This window comes from Salinactinospora qingdaonensis (genome assembly GCF_039539445.1).
GTDB classification, from domain to species: domain Bacteria; phylum Actinomycetota; class Actinomycetes; order Streptosporangiales; family Streptosporangiaceae; genus Salinactinospora; species Salinactinospora qingdaonensis.
This window is the reverse complement of the sequence record NZ_BAABDD010000026.1, coordinates 1-18,815: the sequence shown is the minus strand read 5'-3', so window position 1 is coordinate 18,815 and position 18,815 is coordinate 1. Positions and strand designations below refer to the sequence as shown.

Below are 18,815 nucleotides of genomic sequence, written 5' to 3'. Positions count from 1 at the left end.
TCTCGGGGACGCTGCGACCGGCGGCCGTGGGCGCGGGACCTTTATGTTTTTGTCCAGCGAGAGGGGGAGAGGGCGGCGTTCGCTCGCGCCTCGATCGCTGCGCGATCTCGGCAGCCTAAAGGGGGCACGGTGGCTGGGGGTACCACTGAGGCGGGCGGCCACCGGGGCGAGACAACGACGCTACATTTGGGGCACGACAAGGGGTGACACTCTCCCGGACACGGGGCAGGGTGCGCCGAGCCCTCCGACATCCTTCACACAGGCGAAGAAGGCGGGGCGGCGCCGGGACCGCATCCCCTTCCAGGCACAGGTCCTCCTGGGGCGGTTCACGGGGAAGGGCAGCGGTTTTTGGCCGTGGCCCCGGGGCGGCACCCGCTCCAGGCACAGCCCGCCCCTGAGGTCGCCGAGATCGCGCAGCGATCGAGGTACGAGCGGCGGGAAACCCCACCTGCCCTCCTCCCCCAAGGCCCCGCCCGCGGGGGCATACCAGGGACTCTTCGCCGGAGCGGACTCCTGGCGCGGGCCTGCTACGGGGCGTGCTCTCGTTGGGCGGGCCGACAGCGGAGAAGGGGCGGTCGCCGCGGTATCGCCCGGGAACGGCCAGGAGGGCAAAGGCGGCTTCAGCCGTGTCGGGGGCGAGCGCGAGGAGTAGGGCCGACGGGCGGTGCGGTCGCAGCGTGACCGCACCGCCCGGGTGGCTGATGGGGCGTGGGGGCGTTACTCGCCGCCGCGCCCAGGCGAGCCAATGGCAACCATGCGTTCGACCGAGGCGCGGGCGCGTTCGGCGACTCCGTCGGGGACGGTGATCTCCGTGGTTGCCGTGCGGAGCGAGTTGAGCAGCTTGTCCGCGGTGATCATCTTCATGTACCGGCATTCGGCGCGCGAGTTGACCGGTTCGAAGCTCGTGGTGGGGTTCGCCGCGCGCAACTGGTGCAGCATCCCGGTCTCGGTGGCGATGAGGACCTTGTCGGCCTTGGTGTTTTCGGCCGCGGTGAGCATGCCGCCCGTGGACAGTACCTTCACCCGGTCCTGCGGCACCGTGCCGGCGCCCACCAGGTACAGCGCGGAGGTCGCGCAGCCGCACTCGGGGTGAACGTAGAGTTCGGCGTCGGGCTCGGCGTCGACCCGCTCGCGCAGCGTCGCACCGTCGATCCCGGCGTGCACGTGGCACTCGCCCATCCAGACATGGATGTTGTCGCGCCCCGTGATCCGCTTGACGTGGGCGCCCAGAAACTGGTCGGGCAGGAACAGGATCTCTTGCTCGGCGGGGATGGAGCGGATGACGTCGGCAGCGTTGGACGAGGTGCAGCAGATGTCGGTTTCGGCTTTGACCGCCGCGCTGGTGTTGACGTAGGCGACGACGGTGGCCCCCGGGTGCTCGGCGCGCCAGGCGCGGACGTCCTCAGCGGTGATCGTGTCTGCCAGCGAGCAGCCCGCTTTGGGTTCGGGCAGCAGCACCGTCTTCTCGGGGGAGAGGATCTTGGCCGTCTCCGCCATGAAGTGCACGCCACAGAAGACGATCGTGCTCGCCTCCACCTGGGCCGCCAGTCGCGACAGGGCGAGGGAGTCGCCGGTGTGGTCGGCGACGTCTTGGATCTCGGGGCGCTGGTAGTTGTGGGCGAGGATGACCGCGTCGCGTTCCTTGGCGAGGCGGCGGACCTCCGTGGCCCACTCGGTCCCTTCGGGGCGCTCGTCGGGGGAAGGCGAGTTCGTCGATGCGATGGCCGTTGCCATGTGTGTTACTTCTTCCTTCGGCTGGTTCGCTCGCCGGCCGGCCGATCGGACCGGGCGCGGCGACCGGAGGTATGTGCCGCTGTGGTCACATCCAGTTTTTGTCTTGTAGGCAAAAACTGGTGGCAGCCTAACATGGGCGTAATGGAAGGTATAGAGGCAGGCATCGACCACGTGAGTGGGAACACGGCCGGCGCGCCTGCGCTGGCAGCGACGGCGCGTGACCATGTGGCAGCCCACGAGGTGCTCGCCGTCGTCTTCCAGGTTCGGGCCGATCGTCTCTGTGTCCTGGTGTGGCGGCGCGCCCGGCCGCCGTTCGAGGGCGACTGGGCGCTGCCCGGCGGACGGTTGGGAGCTTGGGAAGGACTCGACGAGTCCATCCGCCGGCAACTCGCCCAAAAAGTCGACGTGCGCGAGCTCACCCACCTGGAACAGCTCGAAACCCGGGGCGCCCCCGAGCGCCATCCGCACGGACGTGTCCTGGCCACCGCCTACCTGGGCCTCGTGCCGGCCGACAACGACCCGGTGACCCCCGCCGACACTCACTGGCACCCGGTGACGGATCTGCCCACGATGGCCTTCGACCACGCGCTGATCATCGGCTCCGGACGCCAGCGGCTGCGGGCCAAACTCTCCTACACCAACGTCGGCTTCGCCCTCGCCCCCGGCGAGTTCACCATGTCCCAGCTTTCCCGCTACTACAGCGCCGCCCTGGGCCACGAGGTGGCCGCCACCAACTTGCGGCGCGTCCTCCTGCGCCGGGGCCAGATCGAAGAGACGGGCGCGTTCGTGCCCTCAGGGCGCTCAGGCGGGCGTCCCGCCGCCCTGTTCAGATTCCGCGCCCGCCGACTGGAGATCACCGACGCCTTCGCGGTGCTTCGCCCACCCGAGTACAGGTGAGGGCACACGCGTGCGCAGCGGCAGAGAAGCCGCCATGTTAACGTCCTTTTTGTGCAGATCCGTAGCGTAGTGTTCGACGTCGGTGAGACGCTCATCAACGAGTCGCGTATCTTCGCCCGCTGGGCGGATCGGCTCGGCGTGCCGCACCTGACCTTCTTCGCCATCATCGGCGGGGTCCTCGCCCAAGGGCGGCCACTGGGCGACGCCTTCGACGTCATCCGGCCCGGCATCGACGTGAACGCCGAAATCACCGCCTGGCGGGCCGAGGAGCCGGAATCGCTGCGGGAGAACTTCGACGCCGAGGATCTCTACCCTGACGTGCGCCCCACCCTGCGGCGACTGCGCGAGACCGGCCTAGGGGTCCTGGTCGCGGGAAACCAACCCACCCGCGCCGAGCCTGCTCTCGTCGCGATGCGCCTGCCCGTTGACGCGATCCACGTCTCCGACGTGTGGGGCGTAGCCAAACCCGATCCCGCGTTTTTCGACCGCGTCCGCCACGAGGCCGACGTCAAGCCCGAGGAGATCCTCTACGTCGGCGACCGGGTCGACAACGACGTCCTCCCCGCCAAGGCCGCCGGCATGCGGGCGGCCCTGCTACGCCGGGGGCCCTGGGGCTACCTCCACGCCGAGCTTCCCGAAGCCGCCCACGCCGACGTGATCCTCGATGGGCTCGCCGAACTGCCCGCCTGGCTCGCCGACCATGCCCGATGAGCAGCCACCGCCGGGCAAGACCACGGCCTCGCCCGGTGCGCGCTCCAGCCGCCTCGGTTGACGTGGAATGTGGCGAGCGTGCGCGACGGCCTTTCGATCACCCGATCGAGGAGATCCCCCACCGATGAGGACATGACACGTTCCCATGATCACCTTTGAGGGAGTCACCAAGCGCTACCCCGATGGCGCGGTCGCTGTCTCCGGACTCGACCTGCACCTGCGAAGCGGTGAGATCACCGTCCTCGTCGGGCCCTCCGGCTGCGGCAAGACGACCTCGCTGCGCATGATCAACCGCATGGTTGAGCCCACCGAGGGGCGCGTAAGCATCGACGGCTCCGACGTCAACGACAGCGACCCCGTCCACCTGCGCCGGTCGATCGGCTACGTCATCCAACACGCGGGCCTGTTCCCGCACCGCACCGTCCTCGACAACATCGCCACCGTCCCCCTCCTGCTGCGATGGGGCAAGCGCCGCGCCCGCGGGCGCGCCCGAGAGCTCATGGAGATGGCCGGCCTCTCCCCCCAGCTCGCCCACCGTTACCCCCACCAACTCTCCGGCGGCCAACAGCAGCGCGTCGGCGTCGCCCGTGCGCTGGCCGCCGACCCGCCGATCCTGCTCATGGACGAGCCCTTCAGCGCCGTCGACCCGATCGTGCGTAGCAGCCTGCACGAGGAGCTGCTGCGATTGCAGGGGGAACTGCGCAAGACCATCGCGGTCGTCACCCACGACATCGACGAAGCCGTCAAGATCGGCGACACGATCGCGGTGCTGCGCCCCGGCGGCAGCCTCGCCCAGGTCGACCGTCCCGAGCGGCTGCTCGCTGAACCGGCCGACGAGTTCGTCGCCTCGTTCCTCGGCTACGACCGGGGAGTGCGGCGACTGTCTTTCTTCCCCGCCCACTCTCTACCGCTGCGCGGGGATACGGTGCTCTCCGCGGCGACCTCGGTCGAGGCCGCACGCGCTATCGCACTCGGCCAAGGGGAACCGTGGGTGTTCGTGGTCGATGAGCGCCGCCGACCGCGCGGGTGGGTCCATGTGACCGCGCTCGACGCCAGCGACCCCACTATGCGCCTCGAACAGCTCGAACTCGTCTCCTACGGCCACGTCTTCAGCGTCGTCACCGACTCGCTGCGCGCGGCGCTGGACGCGGCCGTGCTCTCCCCCACCGGCAGAGCGGTGGGGGTCGATGCCGATGGCAAGGTCGTCGGCGTCGTCGCCCAGTCCGAATTGGGCGCCGCCATCTCGTCTGTGGGCAACGACGCCACGCCCACCGTGCCTCCGGTCGGCCACGATGGGTGAGGCGCCGCTGATCAGTTGGGAGTGGATCGCCGCCAACCTCGCCGACCCCATCGGCACCCGCCTGCTGGAGCACCTGCAACTGTCGGTGATCCCGCTGCTGCTGGGCCTGCTCATCGCGCTACCGGTGGGGATCGCCTGCGTGCGTTGGCGGTCGCTGTATCCGGCCACGCTCACAGCGGTCAACGTCGTCTACGCGATCCCCTCTATCGCGCTGTTCTTCCTGCTGCTGCCCTACACCAGCTTCAGCCTGTGGACGGCCGTCATCCCGCTCACCCTCTACACGCTGGCGATCCTGGTGCCCAACGTCGTCGACGGCCTGCACCACGTGCCCGAGCACGTGCGCCAGGCCGCCACGGCCATGGGGTTCGGGCCGCTGCGCCAACTCCTGCGCGTCGAGCTCCCGATCGCGGTCCCGGTGATCGTGGCCGGCCTGCGCGTCGCGGCGGTCGCCACCATCAGCATGGTCAGTGTCGCCTCCCTCGTGGGGTTGGGTGGGCTCGGCCAACTCATCTTGACCGAGGGGTTCCGCCGCCAGTTCCCCACGCCGATCGTCGTCGGAACCGTCCTGTCGGTGCTGCTCGCCTTCTGCGCCGATGCGTTGCTGGTGCTGTTGCAGCGCCTGTTGACGCCGTGGCGACGCGAGCGTGCCGCCGGGCCGGTCGACGAGCCCGAACAGCCACGGTAGGGAGTCCAGACGATGGTGCTGTGGTTTTGGGAATGGTTCGCCGACCCGGCGCAGTGGAGCGGCCCGGCCGGTATCCCCGTGCGGCTGGCCGAGCACCTTGGCTACTCTGGCCTGGCGCTGCTGCTCTCAGCCCTCATCGCGGTCCCCGTGGGGCTGCTCACCGGCCATACCGGCCGAGGCGGGTTCCTCACCGTGTCCGTGGCCAACTTCGCCCGCGCGTTGCCCACGATCGGTGTTCTCATGCTCGTGGTGCTGGCCGCCGGTATCGGCCTGCTGCCGGTGATGGCGGCCTTGGTGGCGCTGGCCGTTCCTCCCATCCTCGTCAACACCCACGAGGGAGTGCGCGGTGTCGATCCCCGTGCGCGCGACGCCGCCCGGGGGATGGGGATGCGGGAGCGTCACGTGCTGTTGCGGTTGGAGGTCCCCGTCGCGCTGCCGCTGATCCTCCTCGGGTTGCGGACAGCCGCCATCCAGGTGGTCTCCACCGCCACGATCGCCGCCTACGTCGGCATCGGCGGGCTCGGCCGTTTCATCGTCGACGGCCAGGCCCGGCAGCGTTTCGAGATGGTCGTGGGCGGCGCGCTGCTCGTCGTCGCCCTCGCTGTGTTCGTCATCGTCGTCTTCGCTGCGCTGCGCCGCGCGCTGGTCGCGCCGGGGCTGCGGCAGTCGAAGGCGCGATGATCCCTCCCCGGTCCTCACGTGAGAGAAGGTACGCCATGCGCAGCCCCCGCAGACTCGCCGCCGCCACCGCCCTGCTGCCCCTCATACTGACCGCGTGCGGCAGCTCCGACCCCTACGAGGAGGGGGGAGGCGGGGGCTCCGCCGACCCGTCGCAGGAGGCGGTCGTCGTGGGATCGGCCAACTTCCCCGAGAGCACCCTGCTCGGCAACATCTACGCCGAGGCGATGCGGGCGCAAGGGGTGCCGGTGCGGACCCAGTTCAACATCGGCAGCCGCGAGGTCTACTTCCACCAGATCCAGGAGGGGGAGCTGTCGGTCTTTCCCGAATACAACGGTGCGGTCCTCTTCCACCTCGACCCGGAGGCCACCACCGGCGACACCGAGGCCACCAACGCCACCATCGAACAACAGCTCCCCGATAGTCTCGCCATCCTCGACTCCGCACAGGCGCAGAGCAAGGACTCGCTCACGGTCACAGCCGAAACCGCCCAACGCCACGACCTGGCGGCCATCCCCGACTTGGCGGACGTGGCCGGTGACATGGTTCTCGGCGCGCCCGCCGAGTTCGAGACCCGCCCCCAGGGTGTGCCGGGGCTGAGCGAGACCTACGGCCTCACCTTCGCCGAGTTCCGCTCCCTGGACTCCTCACTCGTCGCCCAAGCCCTTTCCGACGGCGATATCCAGGCGGGCAACCTGTTCACCACCAGTCCCGCCTTCGCTGTCAACGACTTCGTCGTCCTGGAGGACCCCGAGAACCTCTTCGGCGTCCAGAACGTGACGCCACTCATCCACAGCGACAGCGTCGACGACACCGCCCGCGACGCCCTCAACGCGGTCTCCGCCGAACTCACGACCCAGGCCCTGGTCGACCTCAACCAGCGGGTCAGCGTCGACCACGAAGACCCCGACCACGTCGCCACCGACTGGCTGGAGTCGGTAGGCCTGGTCTAGCCGCCGGGCGGGCGCTGGAATGTGGCACGGCACAGCACCGTAAGAGCCCCCACGCCGTTGCCACATTCCACGGAGGATGAGGCCGCTCCCTGGGCGGATCGCCGGGTGAGCGGCCTCGTTTTCGGTGCGAGGTCGCCGGGCGGACTAGGTCAAAGAATCGCGGCGAGCACGAGGCCGACCGCGATAATACCGAGGAACGTGATCAGGGCGTCCATGGCTCCATTCCACCCTCCCAAGCCAGGGCGAGTGAACTAACCACGCCGTGCGACTTCGGTTACCGAAAAAGTGCAGACCGTAAAAGGGGCTAGCTGAGGCTGTGGTACCTCCCGCCGTAGCGGATCAGCGGTGAACCAGGGGCAGACCCCCGCCCCACGGCGGGAAGCGCGGTTACCTCCCCCAGATAGGCCACGTGGTCGCCCGCGACCACACGCTGCGTCATCGAGCACTCCAGCGCCGCGATCGCCTCGTCGAGGATCAACGCACCGGTGCGTTCGCCCCGGTGGTGCGGCTCGTTGGCCAGCAGCAACCGCGCGCTCGGCCGGCCCTCGGCGGCGAACCGGCCGGCGATGGCCTTGTGGCGGGCGTCGAGCACGTTCACCGCCCACGCCCCCTGCCGGTCCATGACCTCGCTGAGGTAGCTCTCGGCGAGCACACTGACCAACACAATGGGCGGCTCGGCCGAGATGGAGGCGACGGCGCTGACCGTAGTGCCGATATCGTCGCGGTCGTCGCGCACGGTGACCACGGTCACGCCCGTGGCGAAGTGCGCCATGGTCTCGGTGAACTCAGTGGGGGCAACCAGCGGGTCGCCGTTCAACGGATCTCCCACGTCCCCGGCATGACCAGCGGGCCGGCAGCGGGCAGTCCGATCCGGGCCGAGAGCTCGGCCAACGGGCCCCACGAGCTCACGCGCAGCCGCGCCGCGGTCTTGTCCTCGCTGGACTCGGGCGGAACCAGCCGCTCCAGCGGATTCGGCTGCGGGAAGGGGCGCAGTGCGGTCATCGACGGCAGGCCGGCCCGTTTCCGGGCGATCCCGGCGGCGGTCTCCACCCCGCCCAGTTCGTCGACGAGCCCGTGCGTGTGAGCGTCGGCCCCCGTCCAGACCCGACCTCGGGCGACCTCGTGGACCTGTTCACGGGTCATCCCCCGCGCCTCGGCGACCTTGGCCGTGAAGTCGTCATAGACGTGGTCGAGCATCGCGTTGACCCGTTCCCACTCCGACTCGCTGAATTTGCGATCGGTGCTGTACATGGTCGCGTGCGAGCCGGCGTCGATGGAGTCGCTGGAGATCCCCAGCTTGCCCATCAGCTCCGACAGGACCGCCTTGACAATGAACACCCCGATGGAGCCGGTCAGCGTGCCCGGCTTGGCGACGATGCTGTCGGCTCCCAGCGCGATGAAGTATCCGCCCGAGGCCGCGACGTCCCCCATGGACACGACCACCGGCTTGCCGGCCTCCGAGGTCAGCTTGACCTCTCGGCGGATCACATCGGAGGCGGTGTAGGAGCCGCCACCACTGTCGACGCGAAACACCACGGCACGCGCCTTGGGATCGGCACGGGCGGCGCGGAAAGCCGCGGCGACGGTGTCAGACCCCATGGCGCTGCTGCCGCCCAGCGGAGAGCGCCGGCTGCGTCCGGGGATGATCTGGCCGATACCCGAGACGAGCGCCACGTACTCGCCGCGCTGCACCGCCGGAACCCGGCTGGCCAGCGTCTGGGCACGCTGGTAGCGCGACACGAACTGGAGCCGCGCCCCCTCGTGCTCGCTCTCTGGGCCGCGGAAGCGCCCCAGCAGTTCGCCGTAGATCTCGTCGCGGTAGCCCAACCGGTCGACCAGGCCGGCCTCCAGCGCCTCGTGACTGATGAACGGGCCGCGGTCGATGAGAGAACGCACGTCCTGGGCGCTGAGCCCACGCCCTTCACTGATCCCCTCGACCACCTGCTCGGTCAGGGAGGCGACAATGCGCTCGGTGGCCTCGCGGTGCGGTCCGGTGAAGTCGCGCTCGGTGAGCATGTTGACGGCGTTCTTGTACTCGTGGCGCGCGCCGATCTCGTAGTCGACCCCGAGTTTTTCCACCGCGTCGCGCAGGAAACGGTTGGTGACGCTGAGGCCGGTCAGGCCCACCGCCCCCGAAGGCACCAGGGCGATTTCGGAAAACGCCGTGGCGAGGTAGTAGGAGGCGGTGCCAGGGCCGAAGTCACCGAACGACTCGCTCCAGGCCAGAGCCGGTTTGCCGCTGGCGCGGAACACCCCCACGGCCGTGCGCAGCTCCTGGAGCTTGCCGAAGCTGATGGGGGCGGAACCGATCTTGGCGATAAGCGCCTTGACACGGGGATCGCGGGCACCGCGGCGGATGCCCTCCAGGATGTCGAACAGTCGCTGGCGACGCATAGCCAGCAGTTGGCCAAGCGGGTCACCGGGCGACTCGTCGGAGATGCCTTCAGTGAGGTCGAGTTCGAGGACGAGCGGGCCAGCGCGCCGCTGTCGCAGCTTGGAGACGGGTTCGAGCAGCTTCGCGACTTCCACCATACGCACAGGCTAGTAGCCGACCAGCCTCGCCGGGCACCGGCATCGAGGAGCCCGCAGTCAAGCTTGTGGATAACCCGACACTACTTTCTGTGATGTCTAAGGTTAATTGTGTCGTCGGGGCGATGTGATCGCCCCTCCCCTCTTCGTCCTCTTCGTCGCGGAAAAAGGAAGACCCATGGCTGCTCGCCCGCTGTCCGCTTCCCGCCTCCTTCCCTTCGCTGCCGTCCTCATCGCCCTCATCTGCCTCGTCGTCGGGGGTACCGCCGTACCGGCCCACGGCGGGCATCTCCCCTTTGGCGAGGAACACGTCATCACCTACCCCGTTGGTGCCTATGAGCACGAGTTCACCGGCCAGACCGCCGAGGTCGGATTCAGCGTCGACGTCGTCGGGCGGCGGGTCGCCGGCGCGTCGGCGGTACGAGTGGCCCCCCACACCGGCCGGCGCGGCGACTCCGCGGCGGGCGAGCCCATCGTCGTGTTCGCGCTAGCCATCCGGATGAGGGAGCCGATCGGTCGGGTGCTGGGCTTGACCCAGAGCCCGCTCACCTGCGCCGCCGATGGCGAGGCCGTGGCCAACGTCCTCGCTCCCGACCACGGCGCCGATCGCGTGACCGCCGGTGAGGTCGACACCTCGGTGACGGTGCGCTTCGCCTGTCTCTTCCCACCCGACGCCAGGAGGCTCACCGTGCGTTTCGAGCATCCCCGGCAGCCGGCCGTTTTCTCCGGCGCCGTGCCCTGAGTCCGGCCGTGGCGCTTCACGGCCGTGGAGGCCGGTGCGCCGGCACCGCTCCACCCGCCGGTCTCAGCGCTGTGCGGCGCGCATCGCTCGCACCAGCGAGCCCTGCCGGTCGTCGTTGTCCAGCGACCACAGGCTCATCCCGCCCAGCCCCCGCTCGACGACGTATCCGGCTTTGGTGCGTATCAGCTCCGGGTCGTCGTAGCTCCAGAACTCGTCGCCGTCGTAGAGCCACAGCGCGCCGTGGGCGCGGTCGCGGAACCGCTCACCGGGTCTGCGCGCCAAGGTGGCGAAGTCCTCGTCTCCGTCTTCCCAGGTGCCGGCCGCCACTCCGCGGGCGCGTTGGTACAGCCCGCCGTTGCCGGCCGGCACGCCGCGCCAGCCCCGCCCAAAGCCGGGGACGCCGACCAGCAGCCGCTGCGCGGCCACACCCAGCTTCAGGTAGTTGGTGACGCCCGTGTCCACGCTGAGCCGCTGCGGCGAGGGGTCGGCGGTGGGGGTGTAGAGCTGCGAGGCGTGGTTGGTCGTCATGTCCCAGTCGCCGTTGAAATCATAGCCCTGCACGATTCCGAAGTCGATGAAGTCGAAGAGTTCGGGCTCGATCCCGGCCTCGATACGGGAGCGCTCCGCCGGCAGGTAGGCGCTGATCTCGACGTGTCTGCCGGTGCGGCGGGTGAAGTCGTCGAGCTGCCGGCGGGTCTCGGCGACGATGCGCGTGAAGTTGCGTCGGTCCTTGCGACGGGTCACGTTGTGCTCGTTGCCGGCTGACCCTGGCCACTCCCAGTCGAAGTCGACGTAGTCGAAGATCGCCGCCGCCGCCCCGGGGCCGCCCTGGGGCTCGCCCGCCCGCACGGGCAGGTCGCCGTCGAAGTACAGCGAGATCAACGATTCCGCGAACGCCGCACGCGACTCTTTCGTGCGGGCCGCATTGGAGAGGTACTTCGAAGCGTTCCAGCCGCCGACCGAGATACCCACTCGCAGGTGGGGGTGGCGCGCCTTCAACGTGCGGAGCTGGCTGAAGTTGCCTGCCAACGGTTGCTCGTAGGCGTCGGCTACACCGTCGACACTGGCGGCTGCGCTGAACCGGAGCTGGTAGTCCGCCCAGGAGTCACCGGTGGCCTTTTCGGTCATGACACACTGGCCGCGCTTGTTCAGCTCGGCGAATGCATAAGTGAGGTGGGTGAGCTCTGCCGCCTGCCCGCTTGTGTGGACGTCGCGCAACAGGTAATGGCGGTCATAGATTGCCCATTGCGGAAAATAGCCGACGGTGCGCACCGGCACGGTCCTCTCTCAGCCCCCGGGACATGGCGCGAAAAGCCAGATTCGCCCGCTATCGTCGGTGAGGTCAAGCTTCACGCGAGAAGGGAAACGCATGTCTGGCATGCCCAGCCGATCGCGGTTCAAAGCCCCCAGGTTGGGCTTCGCAGCGGTGGCCCTCGCCGCGCTGGCGGCCGGGTGTAGCGGCTCTGGAGCCGCCGACGCCTTCTCCTCGGAGGGTGGCCCCAGTCCGCAACAGACCTATGACGGGGTCGTCGCCGCTGCAAAGGCACCGGGACCGGAAGGTTTCGTTCCCACAGAAATCGAGGGCGTCAAGATCAACGCTCCCGAAGGTTGGCAGGTCGACGACTCGGGCGACTCGTTGTGCATGCGCCCCCCAGGCCAGCAGAACTGCGACTTCGGTGCCGTCCAGGTCTTTCCGCACGCCGCCCAGCGCCATCCCGCCAACTGGCCGAAGAAAGACGACGCCTTCAACCAGGACAACGGGTGGGCGGCACAGCCCAACGCCTGCCGCAGCGCGGGCACGGCCCGGGCCGGCAACGTCGCGGTCACCGCGTCGACTCAGACGACTCAGGGGTTTACCACCCATGCCGACGGGCTGAAGTCCCATCACTCGGTCTGGCAGGTGGAGTGCGAGAACGGCGACACCTTCGAGGTGCGGATGTGGTTCCTGCCCAAGAGTGATGTGGTGGTCTACGTGTGGGCGGTGGACCCGCGCTACGCCGAGTACTACGACCAGATCGCCGCGTCGATGGACGTCACCGCCTACAACTCGTGACGCTCGGCTTCTCGAGACCATGGGGGTGTGGCCCCGGTGGTTCGGCACGTGCCGAACCACCGGGGCCGAACGTGTTCGGGGCCGAAGATGAGGGGGAGCCCCCGAGGCTTGTGGGCGGCGGCTCCCTGGCGATCCGGTTCGCCGTCGTGGGGCGCGGAGCCGGACAGATTCACGCCAGTTTGTCCTTCGGAGCGGGGGCTTAAGAGAACTGCCCGTTTTTAACGGAGGTAATGAAGAAAGCCCATTCGGCGGAGGAGAAACATAGTTTGCCCGTTTTGGGGTTTTTGGAGTCTCGCATCTCGTGCTTTTCGGGCAGATCGGCTACTTCAACGCAGTTTCCCTGGCTTCCGGTGTAGCTGGATTTCCTCCATATGCCAGCGCTGAGCAGCGGCTGAGTCCCCGTGGCCATGGCGCTTACCTCTTCTAAAGTTCCTTGATGACGTCCGCCAGCAGGGATTGAGCTAAGTTCCCACTCACCCCCGCCGATCGCAGTTTCTTGAAAGCGAGCTTATGGCGGGCGACATCCTCGTGACTGTCGAGGAAGAGGTTACTGGCCTGTCCCTCCAGATACACGGTGGAAAGACGAAAATCCGCCAAGGTCAGAATTACGAAGTTCGGCATTAATAGCCCGATGTGTACCCCAGCGCTGAACGGGATCACCTGGAGGGTCACCTTGGGGTGGTCAATCAGCTCAATGAGGTGCTGAAGCTGCTCGCGCATGATCTGGCGCCCACCGACGAGCTGACGGATCGCGGCCTCACCCAGGACCACGCACACCTCGGGGCCGTTCTCGTCGAGGACGCGCTGCTGGCGGGCTAGTCGCACCTCCACCTGCCCGTCCACCGGCTCTCCGGCTTGCAGCGTGCCGCGGATCACCTCCCGGGCGTAGTTGGGTGTGTGCAGCAGCCCGGTGATCACGCTGCTCTCGTAGATCTCAATCTCTGTGGCGTCGGCTTCGAGTCCGATGAAGGTGCCGTAGCGCTTCTCCAGGTCGAAGGATTGCCACCACCCACGCTTGCCCGCCTGGCGGCGCAGGTTTACCAGTTCGTCGCTCTCCTGGCTGCTCAGGTGGTAGTACTGTGCGAGCTGTTTGAGTTCCTTCTCCCGTGGCACCCTTTCCGCTGATTCCCACCGACTGACGCTGGAAACGGTTACTTCGAGAATTTTTGCGACTTCTGTCCGATTCATTTTGTGTTCGCTACGAAGCCGCTTCAGCTCTCGGGCGAGTTGCCACTGGGCGACCGTCGGGCTACCTGAGGTCATCGTTGTGGTTCCCACACAGAAATTCTAGGTCAATTTGACAATTCGGGTTGCTCGGGAGATAGCTCGACGGCACACTTTAACTATCGGCGTGGTTGTCTTGCTACGCACAGTTTTTGCGTCAGTTGGGACGATCATGCGGAAAACGCATAAAAATAAAGTGGCCCTGGTCAAGCGGGGCTAGCGCCTGACCAGGGCTCGAACCAACTCACCTGCCAGGACAGGGAGCTGAACCATGAACCACGTTATCCCCCCGCCCATGCAATTGCATCCGGGAAGGAAGTGGGGGGTACCGTCGGCATGCCGTAGTTTTACGGGAGACCCAACGGCCGTGCGATCGTGCCGGGAATTCGCCACCGAGGCCATCGGAGCATCCCGGTACCGCTACTCCGATGAGCTGCGCGAAAACCTCCGGCTGTGTGCCAGTGAGCTCGCAACCAACGCCGTTCGTCACTCCAAATCTGGAGAGGCGGGCGGCGTGTTCACTGTGCTGCTCCACCTCCGTCCCACGTGGATCGGGCTGGCGCTCCACGATCTCGGCCCCAAGGCCGGCGCCCCCAGCGTGCCGCGCGTGCTGCTACGGACACTCGACGACCCGTTATCCGCATCGGGGCGCGGGCTGGCCATGGTCAGCCTGTGCTCCCATGGCCGTTACGGGTTCATGGCCCCCCCGCAGTCGTCCCAGCATGTCGCCTGGTGCGAACTCGCCGCCTAGGTTGTTGTTTTTTGAACGGCTGAGGTGGGGGCCGTGGGGAGTGTTCTCCGTTCGCTCCTGCCTCGACCGCTGCGCGATCTCGGCAGCCTGCGGGGGCGCTCACCCGCGCGCCCACCGCCCGCTCTCGCCGCCCTTTTCAAAAAACAACAACCTCGTCCGGCCCGCTCCCGGCTCGGGCGCGGCTCCGGCGCCGGCATACCGCCCGGCGACGCGCCCGGCCGATGTCACCCGCTGGCCCTACTGCGCCTCGTAGGACAGCCACACGGTCGCCAGCGGAGGGAAGGTGAGCACCGCCGATGCCGGCTGGCCGTTCCACGGTTCCGCGGTGGCCGTCGCCCCCGCCGTGCTGGCCATACCACTTCCCCCGTAGCTGTGAGCATCGGTGTTGAGGATCTCGCGCCAGGTGCCGGCCCACGGCAGCCCCACCCGCCGGTGTTCGTGCGGCGAACCGGAGAAGTTGACCAGGCACACCAGCGCCGTACCGTCGTCGCCGTGGCGCATGAACGACAAGGTGTTGCCGCTGGCGTCCCCGCCGTCGATCCATGTGAAGCCCTCCGGGCCGAAGTCCTGGGTCCACAGCGCCGGCGTTGCCCGGTAGAGCCGGTTGAGTTCGGCGACCAGCCGCCGCATCCCCTCGTGGTGGGAGTAGTCCAACAGCCACCACTGCACGCCGGTTTCGTGCGACCATTCATCCCCCTGGGCGATCTCGTCGCCCATGAACAGGAGTTGCTTGCCCGGGTGGGCCCACATGAACCCCAGCAGCGTGCGTAGGTTGGCGCAGCGCCGCCATTCGTCGCCGGGCATCTTGTTCAGCAGCGAATTCTTGCCGTGCACCACTTCGTCGTGGGAAAGGGGCAGGATGTAGTTCTCGCTGAATGCGTACACCATCGAGAACGTGATCTCGTTGTGGTGGTATTGCCGGTACATGGGATCGCGCCGCAGGTACTCCAGCGTGTCGTGCATCCAGCCCATGTTCCACTTGAAGCCAAAACCCAACCCCCCGGAGTCGACCGGCCGCGATACCCCCGGCCAGGCAGTGGATTCCTCGGCGACCATGGTGATACCGGGGTTGCGGCGGTAGGCGGTGGCGTTGAGTTCCTTGATGAACTCGATGGCTTCCAAGTTTTCCCGCCCGCCGTAGGCGTTAGGCGCCCATTCACCCGAGCCGCGTGAGTAGTCCAGGTACAGCAGCGAGGCCACAGCGTCGACCCGTAGCCCGTCGATGTGGAACTCCTCCAGCCAGTAAAGCGCGTTGGCGATGAGGAAGTTCCGCACCTCGGTACGGCCGTAGTTGAAGATGTAGGTGCCCCAGTCGGGGTGCTCGCCGCGGCGCGGATCGGGGTGCTCGTACAGGGCTGTGCCGTCGAAGCGCGCCAGCGCCCAGTCGTCCTTGGGGAAGTGCGCCGGCACCCAGTCGACCAGCACCCCGATTCCCGCCTGGTGCAACCGGTCGACCAGCAGCCGGAAGTCGTCGGGGGAGCCGAAGCGGGCCGTGGGAGCGTAGTAGGAGGTGATCTGGTAGCCCCACGAGCCCCCGAAGGGGTGCTCGGCCACCGGCAAGAACTCCACGTGGGTAAATCCCATGTCACGGACGTAGGGCACGAGCTCATCGGCCAGCTCCCGGTAGGACAGCCCCGGCTTCCATGAGCCGAGGTGCACCTCGTAGATGCTCATGGGCTGGCGGGTCCAGTCGGCGATTTTGCGTTGGGACAGCCATTCGTCGTCGTGCCACTGGTGGGTTGAGGTGTGGACCACCGATGCCGTGTCCGGCGGGAGTTCGGTAGCGGTGGCCATGGGGTCGGCCTTGTCGCGCCACCGCCCGTCGGAGCCCAGGACCTGGTACTTGTAGTGCGCGCCGTCGCCCACGTCGGGGACGAACAATTCCCACACCCCCAGGGACCCCAGCACGCGCATCGGGTAGGCGACCCCATTCCAATGGTTGAAGTCACCGATCACGCGCACACCCTGGGCGTTGGGGGCCCAGACAGTGAACGAGGTCCCCCTGATCTCTCCTATAGCGGAGGGGTAGCGGCGGGTGTGCGCGCCCAAGGCCCGCCATAGTTCCTCGTGACGTCCCTCGCCGATCAGGTGGCGGTCGAGTTCACCGATCGTGGGCAGGTAGCGGTAGGGATCGTCGATGATGTGGGCTTCGTCGGTGGCGCTGTAGCGCACGGCCAGTCGGTAGTCACCGGCTTCGGCTACGTTCAGTGTGCCGGCGAATACGCCGCGGTGCAGGTGGGGCAGTTCTACCTGGTTGCCATCGGCGAGAACGGCGTGAACCGAGTAGGCCATCGGGCGTAGCGTGCGCACCGTGGCACCGTCAGGACTGGGGTGGGCCCCCAGGATCGAGTGGGGGTCGTGGTGGTGGCCGTCGACGATGCGGTCGATCTCGGCCAGGAGCGCGTTGCTCATAGCGTTTCCCGTGGTGTCGTGGAACAAAGTGTGCGAACAGGTTGGGTGGAGCTGTCACTCACCGCCGTAGTCCGGCCCCTGTGCCGGCGCGGCGGTGGGGCCACGTGCTCGTCCGCCCTGGAGCAGCGGCGATCGGCCGTGGCGGTGGCGCCGGAGCATCGCAGCGCCCTCAGCACCACCGGGGTGTGTCGCGTTCACTGGGTGGAGGGGGTGCCTCCCGCCAGTGCGGCGATCGAGTCGAGTGGAATACGCAGCCATGAGGGGCGGTGTCGCGCCTCGTACAGGACCTCGTAGACGGCCTTGTCGTACTCGAAGGCCCGCAGCACGGTCAGGTGTTTTTCCGGATCGATCCCTCCTGCCGCTGCATAGCCCGCGCAGAATGCGTCGCGGCTGCGCCGCGCCCAGGCGCGGGCCGTGCCGGTCAACTCCTCAGCCCTTGGGTGCTCGACCAACTGGTAGCGCGCCGCGTAGTCGAAGGAACGCAGCATCCCGGCGACGTCGCGTAGCGGGCTCGACAGGCGCTGGCGTTGGGCGACCGGAACAGCGGGCTCTCCTTCAAAGTCCAGCAGCACCCACCCCGCGTCGGTGCGCACCACCTGGCCGAGGTGGTAGTCGCCATGCACGCGCTGGACGGGCAGCGGCTCCTCCAGTTCTGCGAAGGCGTCGAAGGCCGCGCGCAGCCGGGCCGTGTACGGTTTCAGCTCGCCCACCTGGTCGGCTGCCGAGTGCAGCCGTTCGACCATGCTTTCGGCCAGTTCGGTGACCGCGCCCGGTCCCAACAGGTCGGTGGGTAGCGCGCGTGCCAGCTCCCGGTGCACGCTGGCCGTGGCGCTGCCCAACCGTTCGGACTCCCCGGCGAAGTCGCCGCCGGCGTCGCCCGGGGCGGTGTCGGGCATCTCGTAGAGGTCACGCACGCTCGTGCCCGCCAGCACCCACCCGTCGGTCGCGCTGCGCAGGAACTCTTGCAGCATCGCCAGCGTCGTGGGTACCGGCGTAGCCGTGTGTTCGTCGGTCAGGTCCACCTCAAGCCAGCCGTGCACCCGGGCGACGAACGGTGAGCCCGTCAGTGCCGCGGTCAACTCCAGATCCGGGTTGTGTCCTGGCCATAGCCGGCGGAAGACCTTCAGGACGTAGTCTTCGCCGTAGACCAGCGAGGTGTTGGACTGCTCGCCGCTGAGCACCAGGCTGCGCAGGCCGGTACGGATGGTGGTTTCGGGCAGCCGCCGGAACCGCACCGCGTTGGCGCTGGCTCCGTTCGGCGTGGAGCCGGCGAGGCGTTCGAGTATCTCCGCGGTCAGTTCTGGGTCGTGTGCGGCGTCGTAGAGGGCGCACCACTGCGGTTTTGCCCCGGCGGCGGTGTCGACCTCTGCCGTGCCGATCTCGGCGTGTGCCAGGTCAGCGCCGAGCGTTCCCGCCGGACGCAGGCCGAGGAGCACCTGGTAGCGGTCGGCCGCGCCCTCTTGACTGACCGCCACCACCAGTATCCGCAGCCCCGGTAGACCGGTGATGAGGACGTGCTGTGACTCCACTGTCAGCTCGTCGATTGGTATTCCTTTGCCGGCGAACCAGCGTTGGCGCGGTATCCACCCTGCCAGGAGCTCCTCTAGCTGCGTCATGTCGAAGCGGTCCGTTCTCCTTCTCAGTTACTGGTGGACGCGGGGGAGGGCCGAGGAGCCTGCCCTCGGTCACTCGGGGTGGTGGGGGTGGCTGCCGCCTCGGGCGATGCCACCGGTTCCGGGGTGCGTTCCTCTGGGGGCACGGGTGGCAACTGGAACCAGTAGAAACCGTGCCCAGGCAAGGTGAGCAGGTAGGACAGCTCCCCGATGGCGGGAAACCGGACGCCGCCGGTGCACTCGATGGGGGTGACGCCCTGGAATCGGCGCAGGTCGAGTTCGACTGGCTGCGGGAACCGCGAGAGGTTGTTGACGCACAGCATCCGGTCGTCGCCGTATTCGCGCACAAACGCCAACACGCTCGGGTTGCTGGCGTGCAGTTCGGTGAAGTCGCCGGTACCGAACACCGGGTGGCGTTTGCGGATCTGGATCATCTTGCGCATCCAGTTCAGCAACGAGCCGGGGTTGTCGCGTTGGGCTTCGACGTTGAGGGCCTGGTAGCCGTAGATGGGGTCCATGACCAGCGGTAGATA

At 67.9% G+C, this 18,815-nt stretch carries 18 protein-coding genes; 9 read left to right on the top strand and 9 right to left on the bottom strand.

All coding sequences use genetic code 11. From position 1 onward, the window contains the following. Positions 1–717: 717 nt before the first annotated feature. Positions 718–1,959: a quinolinate synthase NadA gene (nadA, locus tag ABD848_RS19895; RefSeq protein ID WP_344974801.1), complete on the bottom strand. Its 1,242-nt coding sequence runs from the start codon at positions 1,957–1,959 to the stop codon at positions 718–720. Between nadA and ABD848_RS19890 the strand changes: the two genes are divergently transcribed. The 6 genes from ABD848_RS19890 to ABD848_RS19865 all read left to right on the top strand — a co-directional run bounded on the left by ABD848_RS19890 (position 1,876) and on the right by ABD848_RS19865 (position 6,958). Further along, positions 1,876–2,631 (top strand): NUDIX hydrolase, encoded by a 756-nt coding sequence (locus ABD848_RS19890; protein ID WP_344974799.1) that lies wholly within the window; start codon positions 1,876–1,878, stop codon positions 2,629–2,631. The genes nadA and ABD848_RS19890 overlap by 84 nt on opposite strands. A gap of 51 nt (positions 2,632–2,682) precedes the next feature. After that, entirely contained in the window at positions 2,683–3,342 is a 660-nt protein-coding gene (locus tag ABD848_RS19885) for an HAD family hydrolase (RefSeq protein ID WP_344974796.1), read from the top strand. A gap of 145 nt (positions 3,343–3,487) precedes the next feature. Next, positions 3,488–4,642, top strand: a complete 1,155-nt coding sequence (locus tag ABD848_RS19880) for an ABC transporter ATP-binding protein (protein ID WP_344974792.1) — start codon at positions 3,488–3,490, stop codon at positions 4,640–4,642. Further along, positions 4,635–5,327 (top strand): ABC transporter permease, encoded by a 693-nt coding sequence (locus tag ABD848_RS19875; protein WP_344974790.1) that lies wholly within the window; start codon positions 4,635–4,637, stop codon positions 5,325–5,327. The genes ABD848_RS19880 and ABD848_RS19875 overlap by 8 nt, the downstream gene beginning before the upstream one ends. Positions 5,328–5,339: 12 nt before the next feature. Then, positions 5,340–6,008: an ABC transporter permease gene (locus ABD848_RS19870; RefSeq protein ID WP_344974787.1), complete on the top strand. Its 669-nt coding sequence runs from the start codon at positions 5,340–5,342 to the stop codon at positions 6,006–6,008. Positions 6,009–6,043: 35 nt separating this feature from the next. After that, positions 6,044–6,958, top strand: coding sequence for an ABC transporter substrate-binding protein (locus ABD848_RS19865; RefSeq protein ID WP_344974784.1), 915 nt, complete (start codon positions 6,044–6,046; stop codon positions 6,956–6,958). A gap of 304 nt (positions 6,959–7,262) precedes the next feature. On the opposite strand, the gene ABD848_RS19860 is transcribed toward ABD848_RS19865, so the two are convergent. After that, on the bottom strand, positions 7,263–7,730 hold the full coding sequence (locus ABD848_RS19860) for a flavin reductase family protein (RefSeq protein ID WP_344974898.1): 468 nt from the start codon (positions 7,728–7,730) through the stop codon (positions 7,263–7,265). Positions 7,731–7,771: 41 nt separating this feature from the next. Beyond that, positions 7,772–9,490 (bottom strand): signal peptide peptidase SppA, encoded by a 1,719-nt coding sequence (sppA, locus tag ABD848_RS19855; RefSeq protein WP_344974781.1) that lies wholly within the window; start codon positions 9,488–9,490, stop codon positions 7,772–7,774. A gap of 175 nt (positions 9,491–9,665) precedes the next feature. Between sppA and ABD848_RS19850 the strand changes: the two genes are divergently transcribed. Next, entirely contained in the window at positions 9,666–10,229 is a 564-nt protein-coding gene (locus ABD848_RS19850; protein WP_344974776.1) for a hypothetical protein, read from the top strand. A gap of 63 nt (positions 10,230–10,292) precedes the next feature. On the opposite strand, the gene ABD848_RS19845 is transcribed toward ABD848_RS19850, so the two are convergent. Beyond that, a complete protein-coding gene (locus ABD848_RS19845; protein ID WP_344974772.1) occupies positions 10,293–11,501 on the bottom strand; it encodes a glycoside hydrolase family 18 protein in 1,209 nt (402 codons plus the stop codon). Between the two features lie 97 nt (positions 11,502–11,598). On the opposite strand from ABD848_RS19845, the gene ABD848_RS19840 reads away from it, so the two are divergent. Continuing rightward, complete coding sequence (locus ABD848_RS19840) at positions 11,599–12,282, top strand: hypothetical protein (RefSeq protein WP_344974769.1); 684 nt, start codon at positions 11,599–11,601, stop codon at positions 12,280–12,282. A 199-nt stretch (positions 12,283–12,481) separates the two neighbouring features. On the opposite strand, the gene ABD848_RS19835 is transcribed toward ABD848_RS19840, so the two are convergent. Next, positions 12,482–12,691, bottom strand: coding sequence for a DUF397 domain-containing protein (locus ABD848_RS19835; RefSeq protein WP_344974765.1), 210 nt, complete (start codon positions 12,689–12,691; stop codon positions 12,482–12,484). Positions 12,692–12,705: 14 nt separating this feature from the next. Then, positions 12,706–13,560: a helix-turn-helix domain-containing protein gene (locus ABD848_RS19830; RefSeq protein WP_344974762.1), complete on the bottom strand. Its 855-nt coding sequence runs from the start codon at positions 13,558–13,560 to the stop codon at positions 12,706–12,708. A gap of 217 nt (positions 13,561–13,777) precedes the next feature. Between ABD848_RS19830 and ABD848_RS19825 the strand changes: the two genes are divergently transcribed. Beyond that, positions 13,778–14,257, top strand: a complete 480-nt coding sequence (locus tag ABD848_RS19825) for an ATP-binding protein (RefSeq protein WP_344974759.1) — start codon at positions 13,778–13,780, stop codon at positions 14,255–14,257. Positions 14,258–14,494: 237 nt separating this feature from the next. On the opposite strand, the gene glgB is transcribed toward ABD848_RS19825, so the two are convergent. From glgB to ABD848_RS19810, 3 genes are all read right to left on the bottom strand, one after another. Next, positions 14,495–16,669: a 1,4-alpha-glucan branching protein GlgB gene (glgB, locus tag ABD848_RS19820; protein ID WP_344974757.1), complete on the bottom strand. Its 2,175-nt coding sequence runs from the start codon at positions 16,667–16,669 to the stop codon at positions 14,495–14,497. A 194-nt stretch (positions 16,670–16,863) separates the two neighbouring features. Beyond that, entirely contained in the window at positions 16,864–18,285 is a 1,422-nt protein-coding gene (locus ABD848_RS19815; RefSeq protein ID WP_344974754.1) for a maltokinase N-terminal cap-like domain-containing protein, read from the bottom strand. A gap of 23 nt (positions 18,286–18,308) precedes the next feature. Beyond that, on the bottom strand, positions 18,309–18,815 hold a 507-nt coding region (locus ABD848_RS19810), incomplete at its 5' end, for an alpha-glucosidase C-terminal domain-containing protein (RefSeq protein WP_344974752.1).

Bases quoted from the DNA above. Each gene is read 5' to 3' on its own strand.
- glgB (WP_344974757.1), bottom strand. From the start codon at position 16,669: ATGAGCAACGCGCTCCTGGCCGAGATCGACCGCATCGTCGACGGCCAC.
- ABD848_RS19870 (WP_344974787.1), top strand. From the start codon at position 5,340: ATGGTGCTGTGGTTTTGGGAATGGTTCGCCGACCCGGCGCAGTGGAGC.
- ABD848_RS19890 (WP_344974799.1), top strand. From the start codon at position 1,876: ATGGAAGGTATAGAGGCAGGCATCGACCACGTGAGTGGGAACACGGCC.
- ABD848_RS19840 (WP_344974769.1), top strand. From the start codon at position 11,599: ATGTCTGGCATGCCCAGCCGATCGCGGTTCAAAGCCCCCAGGTTGGGC.
- nadA (WP_344974801.1), bottom strand. From the start codon at position 1,959: ATGGTCACGCGCCGTCGCTGCCAGCGCAGGCGCGCCGGCCGTGTTCCC.
- ABD848_RS19850 (WP_344974776.1), top strand. From the start codon at position 9,666: ATGGCTGCTCGCCCGCTGTCCGCTTCCCGCCTCCTTCCCTTCGCTGCC.
- ABD848_RS19875 (WP_344974790.1), top strand. From the start codon at position 4,635: ATGGGTGAGGCGCCGCTGATCAGTTGGGAGTGGATCGCCGCCAACCTC.
- ABD848_RS19880 (WP_344974792.1), top strand. From the start codon at position 3,488: ATGATCACCTTTGAGGGAGTCACCAAGCGCTACCCCGATGGCGCGGTC.
- ABD848_RS19825 (WP_344974759.1), top strand. From the start codon at position 13,778: ATGAACCACGTTATCCCCCCGCCCATGCAATTGCATCCGGGAAGGAAG.
- ABD848_RS19835 (WP_344974765.1), bottom strand. From the start codon at position 12,691: ATGGCCACGGGGACTCAGCCGCTGCTCAGCGCTGGCATATGGAGGAAA.
- ABD848_RS19860 (WP_344974898.1), bottom strand. From the start codon at position 7,730: ATGGCGCACTTCGCCACGGGCGTGACCGTGGTCACCGTGCGCGACGAC.
- ABD848_RS19865 (WP_344974784.1), top strand. From the start codon at position 6,044: ATGCGCAGCCCCCGCAGACTCGCCGCCGCCACCGCCCTGCTGCCCCTC.
- ABD848_RS19815 (WP_344974754.1), bottom strand. From the start codon at position 18,285: ATGACGCAGCTAGAGGAGCTCCTGGCAGGGTGGATACCGCGCCAACGC.
- sppA (WP_344974781.1), bottom strand. From the start codon at position 9,490: ATGGTGGAAGTCGCGAAGCTGCTCGAACCCGTCTCCAAGCTGCGACAG.